The sequence below is a fragment of the Chlamydia poikilotherma genome (assembly GCF_900239975.1).
GTDB classification, from domain to species: domain Bacteria; phylum Chlamydiota; class Chlamydiia; order Chlamydiales; family Chlamydiaceae; genus Chlamydia; species Chlamydia poikilotherma.
Genome location: NZ_LS992154.1, coordinates 417201 through 434321, shown reverse-complemented (window position 1 = coordinate 434321; position 17121 = coordinate 417201). Strand labels below are relative to the sequence as shown.

Genomic DNA, 17121 nt, shown 5'->3' with positions numbered 1-17121 from the left:
TTAGGAAGATTTGATGACAGCACTAATTTTTTACGACACGGAGACTACAGGAACACAGATAGATAAAGATCGTATTATAGAAATTGCTGCCTATAACAACGCTACTAAAGAATCCTTTGTCACCTATGTAAATCCTGAAATTCCTATTCCTGAGGAAGCATCAAAAATTCATGGGATTACTACATCTACAGTGACCTCTGCTCCAAAATTTCCAGAAGCCTACAAGCAATTTTGTGATTTTTGCGGAAATGAAGCTGTTCTTGTTGCACATAATAATGATAGTTTCGACTTCCCACTACTTGAAAAGGAATGTCGTAGACATTCCTTAGAATCTTTATCTTTAAGGACAATAGATTCATTAAAATGGGCACAGAAATATCGCCCAGACTTACCCAAACATAATTTACAATATTTACGTCAGGTATATGGTTTTGCAGAAAACCAAGCCCACCGCGCTTTAGACGATGTGATTACCCTCCACAATGTGTTTTCAGCACTTATAGGAGATCTGTCTGCGGAACAAGTACTTGCTCTAATGGAAGAGAGCCGTCATCCTAAAGCATTTAAAATGCCTTTCGGAAAATATAGAGGTAAACCCCTAACTGAAGTCCCCGCATCTTATATCCAATGGTTAGAAAATCAAGGCAACCTGGATAAAGATATGAAAGCTGCTATCGACTTAATGAAACAAATGACATGATACTCTCAGCTGCTTTTTCACCCTGCCCTAATGACATTTTTTTATTTCGTTCTTTTTTAGAACGTCATGAAGGTTTCTCATTACTAAATCAAATCACTATTGCAGATATTGCAACATTAAATGAATTAGCTTTGCAAAATCGCTTTTCTCTAATAAAAATATCGGCGGCATTATTTCCAAAAGTTGCAGATAATTATACTCTTATGGAAGTAGGCACAATTATTGGTTGCGGTGTAGGACCTCTAGTATTAGCTTCCGATCCTATAGCACCTCTAAAGTCTATAGCAACTCCTGGTGAAACAACAACAGCACATTTACTCTGTAAGATATTCTATCCTAATGCCGAACTCATCCCTATGAAATATAGCGAGATCCTTGAGGCCATTTTACGTAATGATGTACATGCAGGTGCGATCATTCATGAGGAAAGGTTCAGCTACAATACACAATTATTTTTAAGAGCAGATCTTGGGAAACTATGGGAAGAGAGAACACAACTTCCCTTACCTTTAGGATGCCTTGTTGTGTCAAAAACAGTTCCACAAACTATTGTAGATATTTTAACCCTAGCATTAAGAAAATCTCTATTTCTAGCATTAAAAGATCCTAAAGGTTCTGAAAATAAAGCTTTAGAATATTCTAGAAATAAAGATACCGCAGTTATTCGAAAGTTCATCGATACATATGTAAACGATGAAACTCTTGTATTATCTAATTCAGGGAAAAAATCTCTCTATACATTATCAAATTATGTCAGCTGCCTTATCTAATTACCTTTGTAAAATTCTTCTTATTCTCGCGGATATGAATGAAGCTAAATCTCTCATTGAAGATTTTGCTTTCATTCGAACTGATAAAAATTTTTATCAATGCCGAGACTCTCATATGTCTATAGCTATGGATATGATCCTTTTAGAACAATGGGGAAAAGATGGCGTTATAAAAGCTTTAAAAGACATTAAATTAGAAAATTATGATTCCTGTGTGAATCTTGGCTTCGCTGGAAGCTGTTCTCCAGATCTTCCTTTGCAGAATTTCTATACTATCAATAGTGTATCACAGCTTAGCAAAACCACCCCAGAACAACTCGATTCTGCAATTGAATTAGAGATCATAGCTATTCCTAATCTCCCAAAAGCCACTTTAGTTTCTGCACACACTCCTTATAAACATGGATTTCACGAGACATTCCAGCTTGTAGATATGGAAGGATATGCTATTGCCAGATTATGCAAAAATCATAACCTACGTTGCATGATGATAAAAATTATTTCAGATTATGCTACGCAAGAAGGCGGGGAATACCTTAAAAAACATAGAGATGTGTTAGCTGAAAAGCTTTCTTACGCATTCACCTCTTCTATCTATGCTATTGTAGAAGCTTCTATCCCTAGCCAAATCTAATTCTTGCTTTAGCCAAAAGAGAACGGTGTAATTAATTCTGAATTTGTTGGAGACGCTTCCCAAGCCTTAGTTCCTGATAATTCCCACATTTTTAAGAAAGCAGGACATGAAGATAAAAGCTCATCTTTTATTCCCTCTGCAACTTTCTTACCTTGCTCTAAATAAATTACCCGGTCTACGTATTCAAGAGTAGAGAGCTTATGAGCAATAATTATCTGAGTACACTGACCTTTTAGCTGCCCAATGATCTCTTTGATATAGTTTTCACTAATAGCATCTAAAGAAGATGTAGCTTCGTCTAAAATCAAGATAGAAGCATTTTTCAATAAGGCTCGCGCTATAGTCAATCTTTGTTGCTGTCCTCCAGAAAGATTTTTTCCGGATTCCTCAAGAAGGCTATGTACTCCTTGAGGCATTTTTTGAACGAATTCGTAAGCATAGGCTTGCTTTAATGCATGAATGACATCATTTTCAGGGATGTCCTTACCGCAAGTAAGGTTATTCCAAATAGTATCATAAAATAGAAACGGATTTTGCAAAACACAGCCAATATGATTCCTAAGAGAAGATTTGCTATAGTCTTTAATAGAAATTCCATCCAAAAGAATCTCTCCCAGCGATATCTCATATAGTCTAGGCAATAATTTACTAATCGTTGTTTTCCCACTTCCTGTAGGGCCAACAATACCAATCGCCTCACCTTTGTTTATCGTGAAGTTCAGATCCTTGAGAACTGTCTTTTCATTATCATAAGAAAAAGAAACGTCTCGAAATTCTATGCTTCTTGTTAAACCTAAGAATTCTTCACTATCTTCAGACTCATTATGAAGATCTGGGTGGGAAAGCACTTCATAGAACCTTTCCGCAGCGGCACAACCCTTCATAATAGTTGTATTCTCATCTCCGAATTTTTTCACAGGATCATAAATAAGATATAATAACCCACAAAATACAATTAGCTCTTCAGGAGGAATATTGAACTTATAGAGACCAATGATCACAACGAAAGCAAAGAATAAAGAAGCTATTGTATGTAATAGTGGGCGTGGGAGCAAACCATAGGCTGCACTTTTTTCTTCCAGAGCAGCAATCTGGTCATTTTGGTCACAATATTTCTTAAAAGCAAAAGACTCTGTACGAAAAACTTTTACAGTGACAATTCCTGCAAGAAAATCTAAAAGCACCGAAGAAAATTTATCCTGATTTTTCTGTATTCTCTTCGCTAAAGCTTTGATTTTTCTAGCAATGATTACAATAGGAAGAATCAATACAGGAAAAGCAATCGATACCAAAAGAGAGAATTTCCAGGATATCGATAAACATACTGCTAAAGCTAATGTCAGGGTTATCGGAGCTTGAACATAGTTAACCATTAAAGAGTTTACTGCTTGAGCAATGCTTGTAGAATCAGTAATCACGCGACTACTAAGATTCCCCATATCGTGAGTATGGAAAAATGTCATCGGAAGCTTTTGTAGAGCTTTGAAATAATCCCTACGAAGATCGCAACTTACACGAATAGAAACTACCTGGGATAAAAATCTCTGAAAGAACAAAGTTATCGCCTTAAAAATTGCGACAATGACTAAAAATAAGGCTAAGGAACCGAAACGTGATAGATCTATATGCTGAGAAATAAGACGTGACAATCTGCTAGTTATGGATGTGGTTCCTCTTCCATAACGAGAAATATACGCATTTGCTTGTGCAGAAGTTATCGTGTCGGAATTAGGAGAGATGTCTGACCATCTATCTAAAACCTCTTCTTGGCTTAACTGAGAGGCCTTTACAAGACGATTGTTTTCCTTGCGAGCAAAAAGAACAAAAGCATCCGGTCCTGTTTTTGCTATAATGCCTAAAGAAAAAATCTCTGCTTGAGAAGAGACGGTTAGTCCTAAAATAGCAAGTAGAGAAAAACCTAATAGCGTAAGATGCTTTTTATGCCTCAGGACCGCTTTCAGAAGAAGTTTCATAGAGACCTATAGTTCGAAATTTCTGATACCGCTTTTCTAATAAATCTTCTATCGATAGGTCTTTTAACCGTAACCATTCCTTAAGAATGAAATCTTGAACATCGCGATATACAGTAGCGGGATCGTGGTGTGCCCCACCCACCGGCTCCTTAATTACAACATCCACAATAGCAAATTGCTTGAGATCCTCACCATGCATTTTTAACATGGCAGCTGCTTCACTATTCTTTTTAGGATCTTTCCAAAGAATAGAGGCACAACCTTCAGGAGAAATTACAGAATAATAGGAATGCTCTAACATAGCAATCACATCGCCGATTGCCATTCCTAAAGCACCTCCGGAACATCCCTCGCCAATAACAAGAACAATAATCGGGGTTTTTAATCTAGCTAATTGGAAAAGGTTGTTAGCAATAGCCCACCCCTGACCACGTTCTTCGGCGGTAAGACCGGGGAAGGCTCCTGGGGTATCTACTAAGAAAATGATAGGCAAACCAAACTTCTCTGCCATTTTTGCTAGGCGTAAGGCTTTGCGGAAACCTTCGGGACAAAGCATCCCAAAATTTCTATGCATACGAGAAGAGGTATCACATCCTTTTTCCTGACCAATAAGCATAAAGCGTTGGCCCTGGATTTTAGCTAATCCCCCAACAACAGCGGGATCATCGCGAAATGTACGGTCTCCACAAAGCTCGACAAATTCCTCGCACATCCCTTCGATATAGTTCACCGATCGAGGACGAGAAGGATGACGGCAGATCTGCACACGCTCCCACGGCGTCAAATCAGAATAGATCTTCTCTTTTAACTTATCTAATCGCCTTTCCAATTTCTGTATCTCTGAGGAGGAGAGTAAAGAATTTTTTTTATTTTTTTCTTTGAACTCGGCTATCGTTTTCTCGTACTCTACCACTTGTTTTTCGTGGGGAAGAAGCTCCATAATAACGTTTTCTCCTCTTACAGAAAGGTTAATTTTAATACAAATAATTCTTAAAAAACAATTATAAGATTATTTTATTCTGAACTTTCAAAAAAATAATAAACTATTAATTGCGTTTTTCAAAAACAACAGAGACGCTGGCGTCTTGATAAGGAATATTAATCAAAAAATTACTTCCCCAAAACCTTTCTTTTCCCTGTAAAGAAAAAATTTCCATATGGGGACTGGAACATAAAATACGCAGGGAATCCCTTTCTCCATGAATTATTACATCGTTTGACGGCCCCTTATAGGAATCCAGAGAACTTGACCGCAATCTAGGACCCTCAACTACTTGGCAACTTTTTCCCCTACAGAAAATCGAAAATGTAGATTTGCAAGGGTCTTCTTCTATCAAAGAGCGTACCTCACACTGCCTTTCTGAGATCTTGATATGATGACGAATTTTTGCTCCTAGATAAGCATCTTGTAGGTAAGAAAATCCTGTAATCCTGCGACAAGGAAGTGCTGTAGCACAAAGAAAAGAGATTTCCGTAACACCATGACTTTCTACACTTGAAAAATCTTTAACAGCACCACAAAGGCCAAACCCCTGACAATCACTAATATCTCCACAACACGGACCGTAGTTTACTATACCCACGTCTCCGGAATAATAAGCTCCGACACCACTTTTACATCCTGATCCAGAAACAAAAATGGATGCCGAACGTGTTCGTTGCATCCAAAATCCCAGATTAGGATCTGTAAAGCTATATTCACTAGCTACCTGTTGATCTAGCTGATATAGAAAGGATTTACTTAATGTGGTCTTTTCCTTTATAGATCGAGTATATTCTTGGCTCCATAAAGCAGGAAAAATTGTAGCTTCATGCATAAATAATGCCTGTTGGAAAGAGTTCATCATTTCAGCATATTTTAAACTGTTATCGTAAAATCTAGAGATTTGCAAAAGTAAAAGTCCAAGCTCTGCATGTTCTCCTGGATAAGGAAGACCTTTCCAAGGGAAACCCCCACGACAAAATAAACGTGTGGCTCCAGAACCTTCTTGTTCTAATTTCAAGAAATCTAATCCCAAATCTTGCCCCTCTTCCAAAGCCATAAGCAAATAAATTGCTCTCGCTATGTCGTGAACTTTTAATAAAGGATGGTGTCGGAAAAACTTAAAAACAAAATTGCGAAGTTTCTTATCCTGACAAGCATAGATTAACTGCTTAACCTGCGAATCAAAATTCGAATGGGGAAACACTTCGATACATTCTTGCAATCTTAGCTGTGATCCCATCACTATTCACAATTTTTTACTCAGAAACGGATTGCGTCCAGACAATAATAACAAAGAATTTTAGAGTCAAGTCCCTAAGTAATCCTAAAAACTTGACCCTGATAAATTAGATAAAAGAGAAAGGCACGAAATTAGGAATGCTTCGAAGGAGTCTCGATTAAGCGTTTCATTCTTTTTCCTGGAGTAAATTTCACGGCACGTCTTGCAGGAATGTGAATGGGAACAGTAGCGTTTTTAGGGTTGCGCCCTACTTTAGGTTTTCTTTCTACAACCTGTAAAACGCCGAAATCTCTAAACTCTAACCTATCACCTTTGACTAGAGCATCTGTCATTTTATCCAAAAAATTTTGGATTACAGTACGCACATGATTCGGATGAATCTTGTGATCCTGTGATATTGTACTGATCAGTTTTTTCTTGGTCATGGTAGCCATATTAGCCGTTGCCTCCTAATTAAAGTGCCCTAAAGTAACTTGTTGAGTAGCCCTAAATAATAAACTTTTGAAGTATATGCGTATCATATCTATTCATCCTTTGGATTCAAGACATTTTTTAAAAATACGTAGTTGTTCTATATCGTTATAAGTAACGAAAATTCATATTTGTCAAAACTTATGATTGCTGCATCTTATAGTCCGACAAAAAAATTGTAAGCTTTCATATTCTAATTTAATAACGGCAAACGCGTGACTTCTTTAATCTAACTTGATAAAGTACTGGACCTGGTGTCCTCGTAGCTCAGCAGGATAGAGCGGTTGCCTCCTAAGCAGCAGGCCATGCGTTCGAATCGCATCGAGGACGACCCCTTCTTCCCTTCATTTTTTCTCATTAGAAATTCAACTCACCTTTGCAGAAAGTTTTCTGGCCTTAATATTCGCTAAACTTGTTTTTTCAAAATTAGGACCAGTAAGAAACGTATGGATGCCTTCGGCTATACCTTTGGCTATATGCATTCGGTAACGTGCATCTAAAAGCGCCGCTCGTTCTCTAGAATTAGAAAGAAATCCGGTTTCAATTAAAATCGCAGGCATGGTTGTTTCTCGAATAACAGCGAAATTTCCGTTCTTCACTCCTCGATTTTTCAACGCCCCGTTTTTTTGCATTGCGTTTAGGACATTCTTAGCTAGAGCTTCTGAAGCACGGCTTCTGGAAGCAACATTATTTTTACCATTATAAAAATATACTTCAGTACCAAAAGCTGATGTGTTAGACGAATAGTTACAGTGGATACTGACAAAAATATCAGCTTTGTTTTGATTTGCTAAAGCCGCCCTTTTCCCTAGATCTACATAAACATCCGATGTTCGGGTAAGAACTGGCTTATACCCCATTCTCCTGAGATAACTCTGTACTGAAAACGCAAGAGATAAGGTTAAAGACTTTTCCTCATAATGAAATTCTTTACTCGCGGTGCCTTGATCTTTACCCCCATGTCCTGGGTCAATAAAGATCACTTCATTGCGACGTACGCGCTGAGGAGGTGCACTTTCAGCTGCAATTCCTCCAAAAGTCATTCCAAAGATACAGAAAGTAAGCAATGTATAGCGATTAGACATGAGATGACAATACCTCGCGCACAATTTCCTTATCATCAAAAGCGATGGTTTGATGTTTAAAGATCTGGTATGTCTCATGCCCTTTCCCCGCCACTAACACTATATCCCTATCTGAGGCAATGGACAAAGCATATGTAATTGCTTGTTTTCTGTCGATTTCGATAGAAAAATTTCTTTTTACAAATCCCGAACAAATATCCTTGATGATGTTTTCTGGATCTTCCCCTCGGGGATTATCCGAAGTCACAACAGCAAATCCGTATCTTTCGACTACCTGAGCCATAATTTTGCGTTTACTCTGATCTCTATCTCCTCCACATCCAAAAACGACAATGAGTCTTCCTTCTTCAGGAAGTAAAGTATGTAGTGTTTTGCACACATTTTCCAAAGCATCCGGAGTATGTGCGTAGTCAATATAAATAGGACAAGATCCCGAAAATATAGGTTCTAAACGTCCTCTAGGAGATTCGATATTTGCTACTAAAGAGATCAGACTCTCCAAATCACAATCACACCTTTGATGCGTGACAGCAACAGACGCAAGAATATTGTAAACGTTATGTTTTCCTATTAAAGGTAAGCGACATGGGAAAGATTCCCCTCTATAGATCAAATCAAAGTCTGTTCCAAAAGGAGAAGATCTTAAATTTGCAGCTCGATAATCTGACGGCCGTTCAATACCATAAGTAATAGGTTGTGCTTGAGTGACTTCTAAAAATCGTGAAGCATAAGATAAATCACTATTTACGATAGCTAGTCCCGTGGCGGGAAGCATAGAGAATAATTTAAGCTTCGCATTTACATATTCTTCAAATGAACCATGAAAATCCAAATGATCAAGAGTGATATTAGTTAAAATTCCAATATCAAAATCGATGAGAGAGAGACGTTCTAAAACAAGACCTATGGAAGAGACTTCGATAACCGCAGATGTTAGATGATTTTTCACCATCTCAGCTAAATACTTTTGTAATAGACAAGATTCCGGAGTGGTATAACCATCTTGGATACGATTGTTCCCTAAAATATGCTCGATAGTTCCTATCAAGCCTGAAGGCTTGCCACAAGCATCAAACAGGAATTTTATTAAATGGGAAACTGTAGTTTTCCCATTGGTACCCGTAACACCTATAATACAGAGTTTTTTAGAAGGGTAATTATAGTACTTCGCAGAAAGTTCCGCTTCAAGACGAGGAAGATTTGAAGAGATAATTTGAACAACAGATAGAAAAGGGTTATAAATTGAAGAAGCTATAGCAATAGCTCCATTTTCAATAGCAAGAGCTGAAAAATCATTGCCGTCACAATGTTTCCCCTTGTTAGCTATAAAAATATCTCCCAATCCAACATTACGGGAATCTTTGGTAAGATTTCTTACCTCCATGGGAGAAATTTTCCCATAAACTTTTGCTTCTATGTTGTTAAGGAGTTCTTTTAAATTCATTTTTTAGCCTGACGTTCCTCTTTCAAGGAATGACCCCTTCTATATACAAAATTGTTCTTAATGTGTCTGTAGATACTCTTTTTTCCATGAACGTAGAAAAAAAATTTCGTCCGCACTCATGGGTTGTAAATAAACTTTCGAATATCAACAATGCTCAAAAAAATTACCGCCGAACTAGTTTACTTACAACAATTAAAATAGTCCATCTAATTTTTTCCTCTGCTCAAAAAAATATGATATTTTTATAGTAACAGGAGTCTGTTTACTGATAAAATCCTCTCCGATTAGAAGCAAACTCTAAAAGGACGAAGATGAGCCGGCATCCTAAGATTAATGTAATAGAAAATAGCTGTTTTTATAGAGATAATGAGCAATTTGTTGCCATGCTAGAAAATTCCCCAAAATCATTCAATGGGGATGCATACGCAACCGTCAGGGTATCATGCATAATGACTGGTTGTTGAATAATAAAAACTCTATTTTAGAAACCATCGCGCGTGCGCTCCCCATATTAGGGAATATCCTAGGAGCAGCCAAACTATTTAGCATTTTTGCAGCGCCCACTAAAACAGATAGTAAAGTAGATATTGCTTTTCATACCTTTGCAGGAATTTTTGAAACACTCGGCCTGGGCTTAATTATACAGGTGTTAAAAATAATTTTTACAATTATATTGTTGCTAACCTCTCTTTGCGAGAAAAAACAGGAATTTTCTCAAGCCCGCGGTTATCAAAACTTAGCAATATAAGCTTATTTCCCCGAACGATTCCACTCCTCATACAAAGATTTCATAAAAGCGACTTCCTTCTTGTAATCATATTTCTGTTTATCTTCGGGAACCCCTAGATAAGATAATGTACGATCAGCGACACGACTAAATACCGGGGCAGCACACCTGCCTCCCATATAATTTTTAGTGCCATCCTCTCGAACTCCGTGATCAGGATCATCTATAGAAACAAGCATAACAAGAGGAACGCTGGTTTCTTCTGCAGGATATATAGGTGTAATCCCGATAAATGAAGAAATATGACGATGCTTATCATACTTTCCATTAACAAGTTTCTCTGTTGTTCCTGTTTTCCCAGCACTAGAATGATTTTTAGGGGAAGCTCGATATCCTGTGCCTCCAGGATATGTAGTAAATCGGGTAGCTCTCAATACTTCATCCACGATATTTTGAGAAAGAATCCTTTCTCCCCTGACTTGAGGACGCAATACATATTCTTGTCCAGAAGTCGTTACAATTTTCTTTATCAAAGTAGGGCACACGTTGTAACCACCATTAGCAAGAATCGCATAAGCTCTCACCATCTGTATTCCTGTGGCAAGAATATTATAACCCATAGCAAGAGAATACGGTGTCGATAGAGACCATTCGGGAACACCATTGATATGAAACCGCTTTGGCGATGGTACTAATCCCGATGCCTCTCCAGGCAATTCTATTCCTGTTTTCTTTCCAAATCCCAATAATAACAACTTCTCTTCATACCAATGGCTTCCTAAATTCTGTACTATACGATCGGCAAGTTGCGCAACATAGACATTAGATGATTTTTGTATCGCCATATACATATTTAAACGACGATTTAATGAAACATCCTTAAGTGGAAATTGCTTTCTTCCAGGAAAAACGGTACGAGTAACATCGATAGGTTCAGAGGGATCGAATAAAGGCTTTCCTGATTTTTCTAACATCTCTTCATTTGCAAGCAATCCAATAGCAATAGTAAGCGGTTTCATAATAGAACCCGGTTCGAAAACATCACTTATTGATTTTACTTTCGTATCCTCTATCTTTTCCTTGTCATTGAAAAAATCCTTATACTCTGCAGGATTAAAAAAAGGGTATTGTGCTAAGGCTAAAATATCCCCAGTATAGGCATTCATTAAAATTAGGCGCCCACCCTTAGCTCGAGCCTCTTTCACACCCTTTTCTAATTCCTCTTCAGCAATTGTCTGTATACACGGATTAATAGTCAGATAGATATCCGATCCGTCCCTAGGAATTTTTGTAACCTTATCAAGATCTAAACGATTTAAAGGAGAACGAAGAAACTTACGCTCCCCAGGCTCTCCTTCAAGAATATGATTGAAATATGCCTCTAATCCCCCAGTAGGAAAGGCTTTGCCTGTTTTCTCATCCTTCACTTCTCTAAGAGTATGGAGAACTTGGCCTAAAAGTTTTCCGAAAGGATACGACCTTTGATAGTCGGTCATAAAAAATAAAGCATTAGAAGGTATTTTAGATTTAGATGCATAACCGCGCCACCAAGAAAGAATTCGATCACGTTCAGCACGATCCAGCCATAAAAATAACTTTCTATGTCTAGACTTCCTATCAAATTCTCTGCGCAACTTTCCATAATCCCCATCGCTAACAAGATTAAATATTTTTTCAGCAACGATATCGCGATGTTCTTCTGGAATTGCTACAGCATCTAAACAAAGATGAAATTTAGTAATATCGACAGCTAGAGGCTGTCGCTGCTCAGGATCTCCTTTACGCACATTCATCTGAGAAAAAAACGTTCCTCTACGAAAAGGATCCTTAACTCGAAATTCATGTTGCCCCAAGGCTTCAGCAGCCCAACGTTTTCCCTCACAAATCTGAATTTTATAATAACGCACAATAAGGAAAGAGTAGGAGAGCAACACCCCGCAAGTAATCATTGTTAAGTATTTACGATGATTCATAGGTCACAACACAAACACTATCTTCTGTAGGGTATTGGAGATATTGATATTCGGGAAGGCTTGCTATATGCATGAGATGTTCAGGACTTTCTATTGTATCAATAAGAAAACCCAAAGCAATATTTTCTTGTTCTCTTTGGCGTAATTTCGACCATAAAGAAGGAATTTCTAATCGTAATTTAGTCAGATCATTTTGTTTATTAATATAGGAATAAAGTAAACCACCTAGAAAACAGAAACAAAAAACCAAGCGAAAAAAACGATATTTATTCATAAGGATTTCTTTTCAAAGCAACGAAGTTTTGCCGATCTACAACGAGGATTTTTCCTTGTTTCTTCATAGGTAGGCATAATGACTTTCTTAGTAAGAATTTTTCCTAGTCCCGACTTCTCAGCCTCTTTAAAAAACCATTTCACAGGACGATCTTCCGAACTGCAAAATGAAATAATCACCAAACGCCCCTCAGGAGCAAGCCAACGCATAGCAGACTCTAGCAATATTTTCAATTGCACGTCCTCTTGATTTACATAGACACGTAAAGCTTGGAAAATTAAAGTTAATGGATGAATTTTCTTACGCAAACGATATGAAGGAAAAACCTTTCCAGTTGCTTCTTTTAAATCTTTGACAGTAATAATTTTCTTATGTCTTCTAAAATGCACTACAGCTTTAGCTACATTCTTCCAATGTGGTTCTTCTCCATATTCACGAAAAATCTTACCCAACTCTTCTTCTCGAAACGTGTTTAACACTTCACTTGCGGTGATTCCCTTAGAAGTATCCATACGCATATCTAAATCATGATTTTCTCCTTGAAAACTAAAACCCCGAGATAAAGTATCCAGCTGCATAGAGGAAACCCCAAGATCAGCAAGTATACCATCATAAACATCTTCCCTAGGATCTTTAGCCAGATCCTCAAATGAGGCATGACGAAGATGTACGCGATCTCCAAATTTTTCCAAACGTTCCTTTGCTAACGATAAAGCTGATGTATCACGATCAGAACCATCATAAGAGATTATAGAAGGATAGGTAGAAAGAAATGCCTCGGCATGACCTCCAGCCCCTACAGTGACGTCACAGAAAGATCGTGGATTTCGATTAGAAAACCACGACAAACATTCGTTTACTAATACCGGAATATGGGAAGGAGTCTCGGACACAAAAATGCCTAAATCATTCTAAAAACAACAACACCAGAAAAATATACACCATTAGAGAGAATGGGGAAAGATTTCTATTATTTGTTATTTTTGATTTTAAGAATAATTAAGACTATTGACTTTTTCCTTTACCCTATTATGATTTAGAAAGTAGGGTTTTAAAGGCTGTATTATGGTAGAAATTTTTAATTACAGTACCTCTGTTTACGAAAAACACGCGTCTAACAATAAAGTAGTGAATGATTTCCGCAAGGAAGTTCACATGGAAAGTTTGACGATCCGTGATGTGGCCAAACATGCCCAAATTTTGGACATGACGCCAAAACCTTCGGCTTTATCTTCTCTTATGCAGACGAATAAGAAAACCCACTGGGCTTTCTTTTCGCCTCCAAATAACTTCCATAAACAGCGGTTCTCGACTCCTTATTTAGCACCTTCATTAGGATCTCCTGATCAACAAGACGATGATTTAGAGAAAATTTCTTCCTATTTAAAGGTTCTGACTCGGGGAAAATTCTCTTATCAAAGTCGTGTAACACCTTTTCTTTCTTACAAAGATCAAGAAGAAAGCGAAGAAGAGGAAGAAGAAGCTTCTGATTCTGAAGAAGACATTATCGTTCAAGAGGGAAAAATCTTACTCAAAGCTATTGACGTAGGATTGAAATCTTCTAATATCATGATCGATTATGTTATTTCTCGTATTTTTCAATTTGTTCAAGGCTAAAATATGTTGGATAATGAATGGAAAGCCATCTTAGGATGGGGAGATGAAGAACTCGAAGAGTTACGCATTTCTGGATATATGTTTCTTCGTCAAGGACATTACAAAAAGGCCATTCTCTTTTTTGAAGCCTTGGTTATTTTAGATCCATTAAGTATTTATGACTTCCAAACTCTTGGCGGATTATATTTGCAAATTGGAGAGAATGCCAAAGCTTTAGGAGTCCTAGATCAAGCTTTGCGGATGCAAGGAGATCATCTTCCTACATTACTAAACAAAACTAAAGCTCTCTTTTGTTTGAATCGCATTGACGAAGCTTCTGCCATAGCTGTCTATCTTACATCGTGCGATGATTCTATAATTGCTAATGACGCCGAAGCTTTGCTTATGAGCTACCCTAAAAAAACGATTAAGAAGCCCGTTGCTCTTTCTAATTAATCTTGCCCACATTTATTAAGAACGGCTACGTTCGTATTTATAGTAATTCCTGATTCATTTGAAATCGTCCTTCTGTTTTTTGCAGAAAAACTGTTGATTGCTTATCAATAGCAATGGTACATTGGCAATTTCTTCCTAAACGAGCATAAGTTGCCCGTCTATAAGAAAATTCTCGATATATTAAAGAGAGCAGCATGTTAACCTGTAGCGATTGTAGTACTTGGGAACAGTTTGTGAATTATGTTAAGACACGTTGCTCCAAAACGGCTTTTGAAAATTGGATTTCTCCTATTCAAATTATAGAAGAGACTCAAGAAAAAATCCGTTTAGAAGTTCCCAATATCTTTGTTCAAAACTACCTTCTTGATAATTATAAACAAGATCTGTGTTCTTTCGTTCCCCTTGATGCCCAAGGAGAGCCAGCTTTAGAATTTGTTGTTGCAGAAATCAAAAAAGCTCCTATGCAACCTGTTGCACCTCGAGAGCAGCAAGAGAGTCCTGCAGAAACTTTTGAAGAATCTAAAGACTTTGAATTAAAATTAAACGCAGTTTACCGTTTTGATAATTTCATAGAAGGCCCTTCAAACCAATTTGTCAAATCTGCAGCTGTAGGTATAGCAGGACGTCCCGGACGCTCTTATAACCCTCTATTTATCCATGGAGGTGTAGGCCTGGGAAAAACACATTTACTCCATGCTGTAGGTCACTACGTTAGAGAACATCATAAAAACCTTCGCCTTCATTGCATTACTACAGAAGCTTTCATCAATGATCTGGTGCAACACCTCAGACTGAAGTCTATTGATAAAATGAAGAATTTTTACCGTTCTTTAGATCTACTTCTTGTCGATGATATCCAGTTTTTGCAAAATAGACAAAATTTTGAAGAAGAGTTTTGTAATACTTTTGAGACTCTAATTAATTTAAATAAACAAATCGTTATTACTAGCGATAAGCCTCCAGGACAACTGAAATTATCAGAGCGTATCATTGCTAGAATGGAATGGGGATTGGTGGCTCACGTAGGAATTCCTGATTTAGAAACTCGTGTAGCAATTTTACAACATAAAGCAGAACAAAAAGGTCTGCTTATTCCTAATGAAATCGCCTTCTATATTGCCGATCATATTTATGGAAATGTTAGACAACTTGAAGGAGCTATTAATAAGCTCACTGCCTACTGTCGTTTATTTGGAAAAACACTTACAGAAAGTATTGTTCGAGATACATTAAAAGAGCTTTTCCGATCTCCTTCCAAACAAAAAGTCTCTGTAGAAAGTATATTAAAAAGTGTTGCTACTGTTTTTCAAGTAAAGCTACAGGATCTTAAGGGGACCTCACGTTCTAAAGAACTTGTTTTAGCTCGGCAAGTCGCTATGTATCTCGCGAAAACTTTAATCACAGATTCTCTAGTTGCTATAGGTTCTGCCTTTGGAAAAACTCATTCCACAGTACTTTATGCTTGCAAAACTATAGAACAGAAAATAGAAAAAGATGAAACTCTAACGCGTCAAATTAGTTTATGTAAAAACCACATTGTTGGGTAATCTAGGAGAACTCCTAATGTTCCGTAGAACTGGAAAAAGTCCTTTTGAAGATGTTCAGACGTTATACGAAGAAGAAACATCTTCACATTCTAATTATCCCTATCCCAGGTCTGAGCGTTTAGATTCTCCTCCGAACCTTTTCGATTCTCCAAAATCTTCGGAAACGCGCCCGCTATCTTCTTCTTATCCTATAAGTGAGGAACCACAAAAATGGACGCCTCCACTTTCTGAAGTCGATCCCCTACCCTTATTTTCAGAAGAACCTGAAACAACCCTTGGAGAGGGTGTAACATTTAAAGGTGAATTAGCTTTTGACCGTTTATTGCGCATTGATGGCACTTTTGAAGGTATTTTAGTTTCTAAAGGGAAGATAGTTATAGGTCCTAAAGGTTGTGTAAAAGCTGATATACAACTTCAAGAAGCAATTATTGAAGGTGTTGTTGAAGGTAATATTACAGTTAGTGGAAAATTAGAACTCCGCGGTGAAGCGATGGTTAAAGGCGATATCCAAGCAGGAACTTTATGCGTTGATGAAGGAGTACGTCTTTTAGGCTATGTAGCTATTGTTGGAATCAACGAAGAGTCTCAGAAAGAAAAAGACTTATAAGTATCGTAGGTCGCGGAGCATGCCTTTCAATAGTATTCTGCCATTCACGAGATAACGGATAGTCAGATAAAATACATATAGGTCCTGCGTCTATGTATTTTTTCAAACTATTTAATTGGCATGGTAAAGGTAAAATTCCCTGATAAGGAACTCCTGTTTCTTTAGATAACTGTTTCGCAAAGTCTTTAGGAATTTTTGTTATTAGATAAAAAATCTTGTTAGGAAAAATTTCGTAAAATTCCCACTGATATTTTATAACTCTTGTAAAAAATTTGATAGCCGGTAATTTACCAAGACAAGCCTGAGAATATAGGGAAAGCGCTTTCACAGAAGGAACGTATAAACAAAAAGATTTCCGAGAAAATGATGGAAGGCACTCCCGACAAGTCGCTATTTCATCTATTCCTAAAATGTGAAAACAATGCGGACAACGTCCTGTTACTTTTTCTATTTTTAAAGTTTCCAAACATCCACGGCATAAAAATTCTCCCGGTTCTCGGCAACCATAACAGAGCTTAGGGAAAATTAAACTAAGAAAAAAACTAAAGAATCTCTGAATCACGGAAAATTTTTATTCCTAAAATTCTAACCAATTTGTTACGTTCTTGAACGTGTACAAGCTTCAACTTCCCTCTCAGT

The 17121-nt window shown here is 37.4% G+C and carries 18 protein-coding genes and 1 tRNA gene; 9 read left to right on the top strand and 10 right to left on the bottom strand.

Annotated features, from left to right (window positions below; translation table 11 throughout):
• Nucleotides 1-13: 13 nt before the first annotated feature.
• Genes C10C_RS01960 through C10C_RS01950 form a run of 3 tightly spaced genes read left to right on the top strand, consistent with a single transcriptional unit; the run spans nucleotide 14 to nucleotide 2104 of the window.
• Nucleotides 14-700 (top strand): putative quorum-sensing-regulated virulence factor, encoded by a 687-nt coding sequence (locus tag C10C_RS01960; protein WP_117274181.1) that lies wholly within the window; start codon nucleotides 14-16, stop codon nucleotides 698-700.
• Nucleotides 697-1470: a 1,4-dihydroxy-6-naphtoate synthase gene (locus tag C10C_RS01955; protein ID WP_117274180.1), complete on the top strand. Its 774-nt coding sequence runs from the start codon at nucleotides 697-699 to the stop codon at nucleotides 1468-1470. The genes C10C_RS01960 and C10C_RS01955 overlap by 4 nt, the downstream gene beginning before the upstream one ends.
• Nucleotides 1451-2104 carry a phosphorylase family protein gene (locus C10C_RS01950; RefSeq protein ID WP_117274179.1) on the top strand — a complete coding sequence of 218 codons (654 nt, stop codon included), beginning with the start codon at nucleotides 1451-1453 and terminating at the stop codon, nucleotides 2102-2104. The genes C10C_RS01955 and C10C_RS01950 overlap by 20 nt, the downstream gene beginning before the upstream one ends.
• Nucleotides 2105-2112: 8 nt before the next feature.
• Here the strand turns inward: C10C_RS01950 and C10C_RS01945 are convergent, their stop codons facing one another.
• The 4 genes from C10C_RS01945 to C10C_RS01930 form a co-directional block, all read right to left on the bottom strand.
• The gene (locus C10C_RS01945; protein WP_117274178.1) at nucleotides 2113-4077 is read right to left on the bottom strand and encodes an ABC transporter ATP-binding protein; all 1965 of its coding nucleotides are present in this window, start codon (nucleotides 4075-4077) and stop codon (nucleotides 2113-2115) included.
• Nucleotides 4043-5017 carry an acetyl-CoA carboxylase carboxyltransferase subunit alpha gene (locus C10C_RS01940; RefSeq protein ID WP_117274177.1) on the bottom strand — a complete coding sequence of 325 codons (975 nt, stop codon included), beginning with the start codon at nucleotides 5015-5017 and terminating at the stop codon, nucleotides 4043-4045. The genes C10C_RS01945 and C10C_RS01940 overlap by 35 nt, the downstream gene beginning before the upstream one ends.
• 106 nt (nucleotides 5018-5123) lie before the next feature.
• Nucleotides 5124-6308 carry a hypothetical protein gene (locus C10C_RS01935; RefSeq protein ID WP_174222243.1) on the bottom strand — a complete coding sequence of 395 codons (1185 nt, stop codon included), beginning with the start codon at nucleotides 6306-6308 and terminating at the stop codon, nucleotides 5124-5126.
• 125 nt (nucleotides 6309-6433) lie between these two features.
• Nucleotides 6434-6736 (bottom strand): HU family DNA-binding protein, encoded by a 303-nt coding sequence (locus C10C_RS01930; protein ID WP_006344016.1) that lies wholly within the window; start codon nucleotides 6734-6736, stop codon nucleotides 6434-6436.
• A 293-nt stretch (nucleotides 6737-7029) separates the two neighbouring features.
• Between C10C_RS01930 and C10C_RS01925 the strand changes: the two genes are divergently transcribed.
• Nucleotides 7030-7103: transfer RNA gene (locus tag C10C_RS01925), tRNA-Arg, on the top strand.
• 35 nt (nucleotides 7104-7138) lie between these two features.
• Here C10C_RS01925 and C10C_RS01920 read toward each other — a convergent pair.
• Together C10C_RS01920 and C10C_RS01915 are read right to left on the bottom strand one after the other, a co-directional pair.
• Complete coding sequence (locus tag C10C_RS01920; RefSeq protein ID WP_117274175.1) at nucleotides 7139-7858, bottom strand: N-acetylmuramoyl-L-alanine amidase family protein; 720 nt, start codon at nucleotides 7856-7858, stop codon at nucleotides 7139-7141.
• Complete coding sequence (locus tag C10C_RS01915; protein ID WP_117274174.1) at nucleotides 7851-9302, bottom strand: UDP-N-acetylmuramoyl-L-alanyl-D-glutamate--2,6-diaminopimelate ligase; 1452 nt, start codon at nucleotides 9300-9302, stop codon at nucleotides 7851-7853. Before C10C_RS01915 ends, C10C_RS01920 begins: the two co-directional genes overlap by 8 nt.
• Before the next feature lie 442 nt (nucleotides 9303-9744).
• On the opposite strand from C10C_RS01915, the gene C10C_RS01910 reads away from it, so the two are divergent.
• A complete protein-coding gene (locus C10C_RS01910) occupies nucleotides 9745-10050 on the top strand; it encodes a hypothetical protein (protein ID WP_231913643.1) in 306 nt (101 codons plus the stop codon).
• Nucleotides 10051-10052: 2 nt separating this feature from the next.
• Here the strand turns inward: C10C_RS01910 and C10C_RS01905 are convergent, their stop codons facing one another.
• The 3 genes from C10C_RS01905 to rsmH are packed head-to-tail and all read right to left on the bottom strand — an operon-like array spanning nucleotide 10053 to nucleotide 13169.
• Nucleotides 10053-12002: a peptidoglycan D,D-transpeptidase FtsI family protein gene (locus tag C10C_RS01905; RefSeq protein WP_117274172.1), complete on the bottom strand. Its 1950-nt coding sequence runs from the start codon at nucleotides 12000-12002 to the stop codon at nucleotides 10053-10055.
• On the bottom strand, nucleotides 11989-12276 hold the full coding sequence (locus tag C10C_RS01900; RefSeq protein WP_117274171.1) for a hypothetical protein: 288 nt from the start codon (nucleotides 12274-12276) through the stop codon (nucleotides 11989-11991). The genes C10C_RS01905 and C10C_RS01900 overlap by 14 nt, the downstream gene beginning before the upstream one ends.
• The gene (gene rsmH, locus C10C_RS01895; protein ID WP_117274170.1) at nucleotides 12273-13169 is read right to left on the bottom strand and encodes a 16S rRNA (cytosine(1402)-N(4))-methyltransferase RsmH; all 897 of its coding nucleotides are present in this window, start codon (nucleotides 13167-13169) and stop codon (nucleotides 12273-12275) included. The genes C10C_RS01900 and rsmH overlap by 4 nt, the downstream gene beginning before the upstream one ends.
• Nucleotides 13170-13341: 172 nt before the next feature.
• Between rsmH and C10C_RS01890 the strand changes: the two genes are divergently transcribed.
• From C10C_RS01890 to C10C_RS01875, 4 genes are all read left to right on the top strand, one after another.
• Nucleotides 13342-13893 (top strand): DUF5399 family protein, encoded by a 552-nt coding sequence (locus C10C_RS01890; protein WP_117274169.1) that lies wholly within the window; start codon nucleotides 13342-13344, stop codon nucleotides 13891-13893.
• A 3-nt stretch (nucleotides 13894-13896) separates the two neighbouring features.
• The gene (locus C10C_RS01885) at nucleotides 13897-14328 is read left to right on the top strand and encodes a type III secretion chaperone (protein ID WP_117274168.1); all 432 of its coding nucleotides are present in this window, start codon (nucleotides 13897-13899) and stop codon (nucleotides 14326-14328) included.
• A 194-nt stretch (nucleotides 14329-14522) separates the two neighbouring features.
• On the top strand, nucleotides 14523-15875 hold the full coding sequence (gene dnaA / locus C10C_RS01880; RefSeq protein WP_117274167.1) for a chromosomal replication initiator protein DnaA: 1353 nt from the start codon (nucleotides 14523-14525) through the stop codon (nucleotides 15873-15875).
• Between the two features lie 16 nt (nucleotides 15876-15891).
• Entirely contained in the window at nucleotides 15892-16482 is a 591-nt protein-coding gene (locus tag C10C_RS01875; protein ID WP_117274166.1) for a bactofilin family protein, read from the top strand.
• Here the strand turns inward: C10C_RS01875 and C10C_RS01870 are convergent.
• Nucleotides 16448-17044, bottom strand: coding sequence for a hypothetical protein (locus C10C_RS01870; protein WP_117274165.1), 597 nt, complete (start codon nucleotides 17042-17044; stop codon nucleotides 16448-16450). The genes C10C_RS01875 and C10C_RS01870 overlap by 35 nt on opposite strands.
• Nucleotides 17045-17121: the final 77 nt, after the last annotated feature.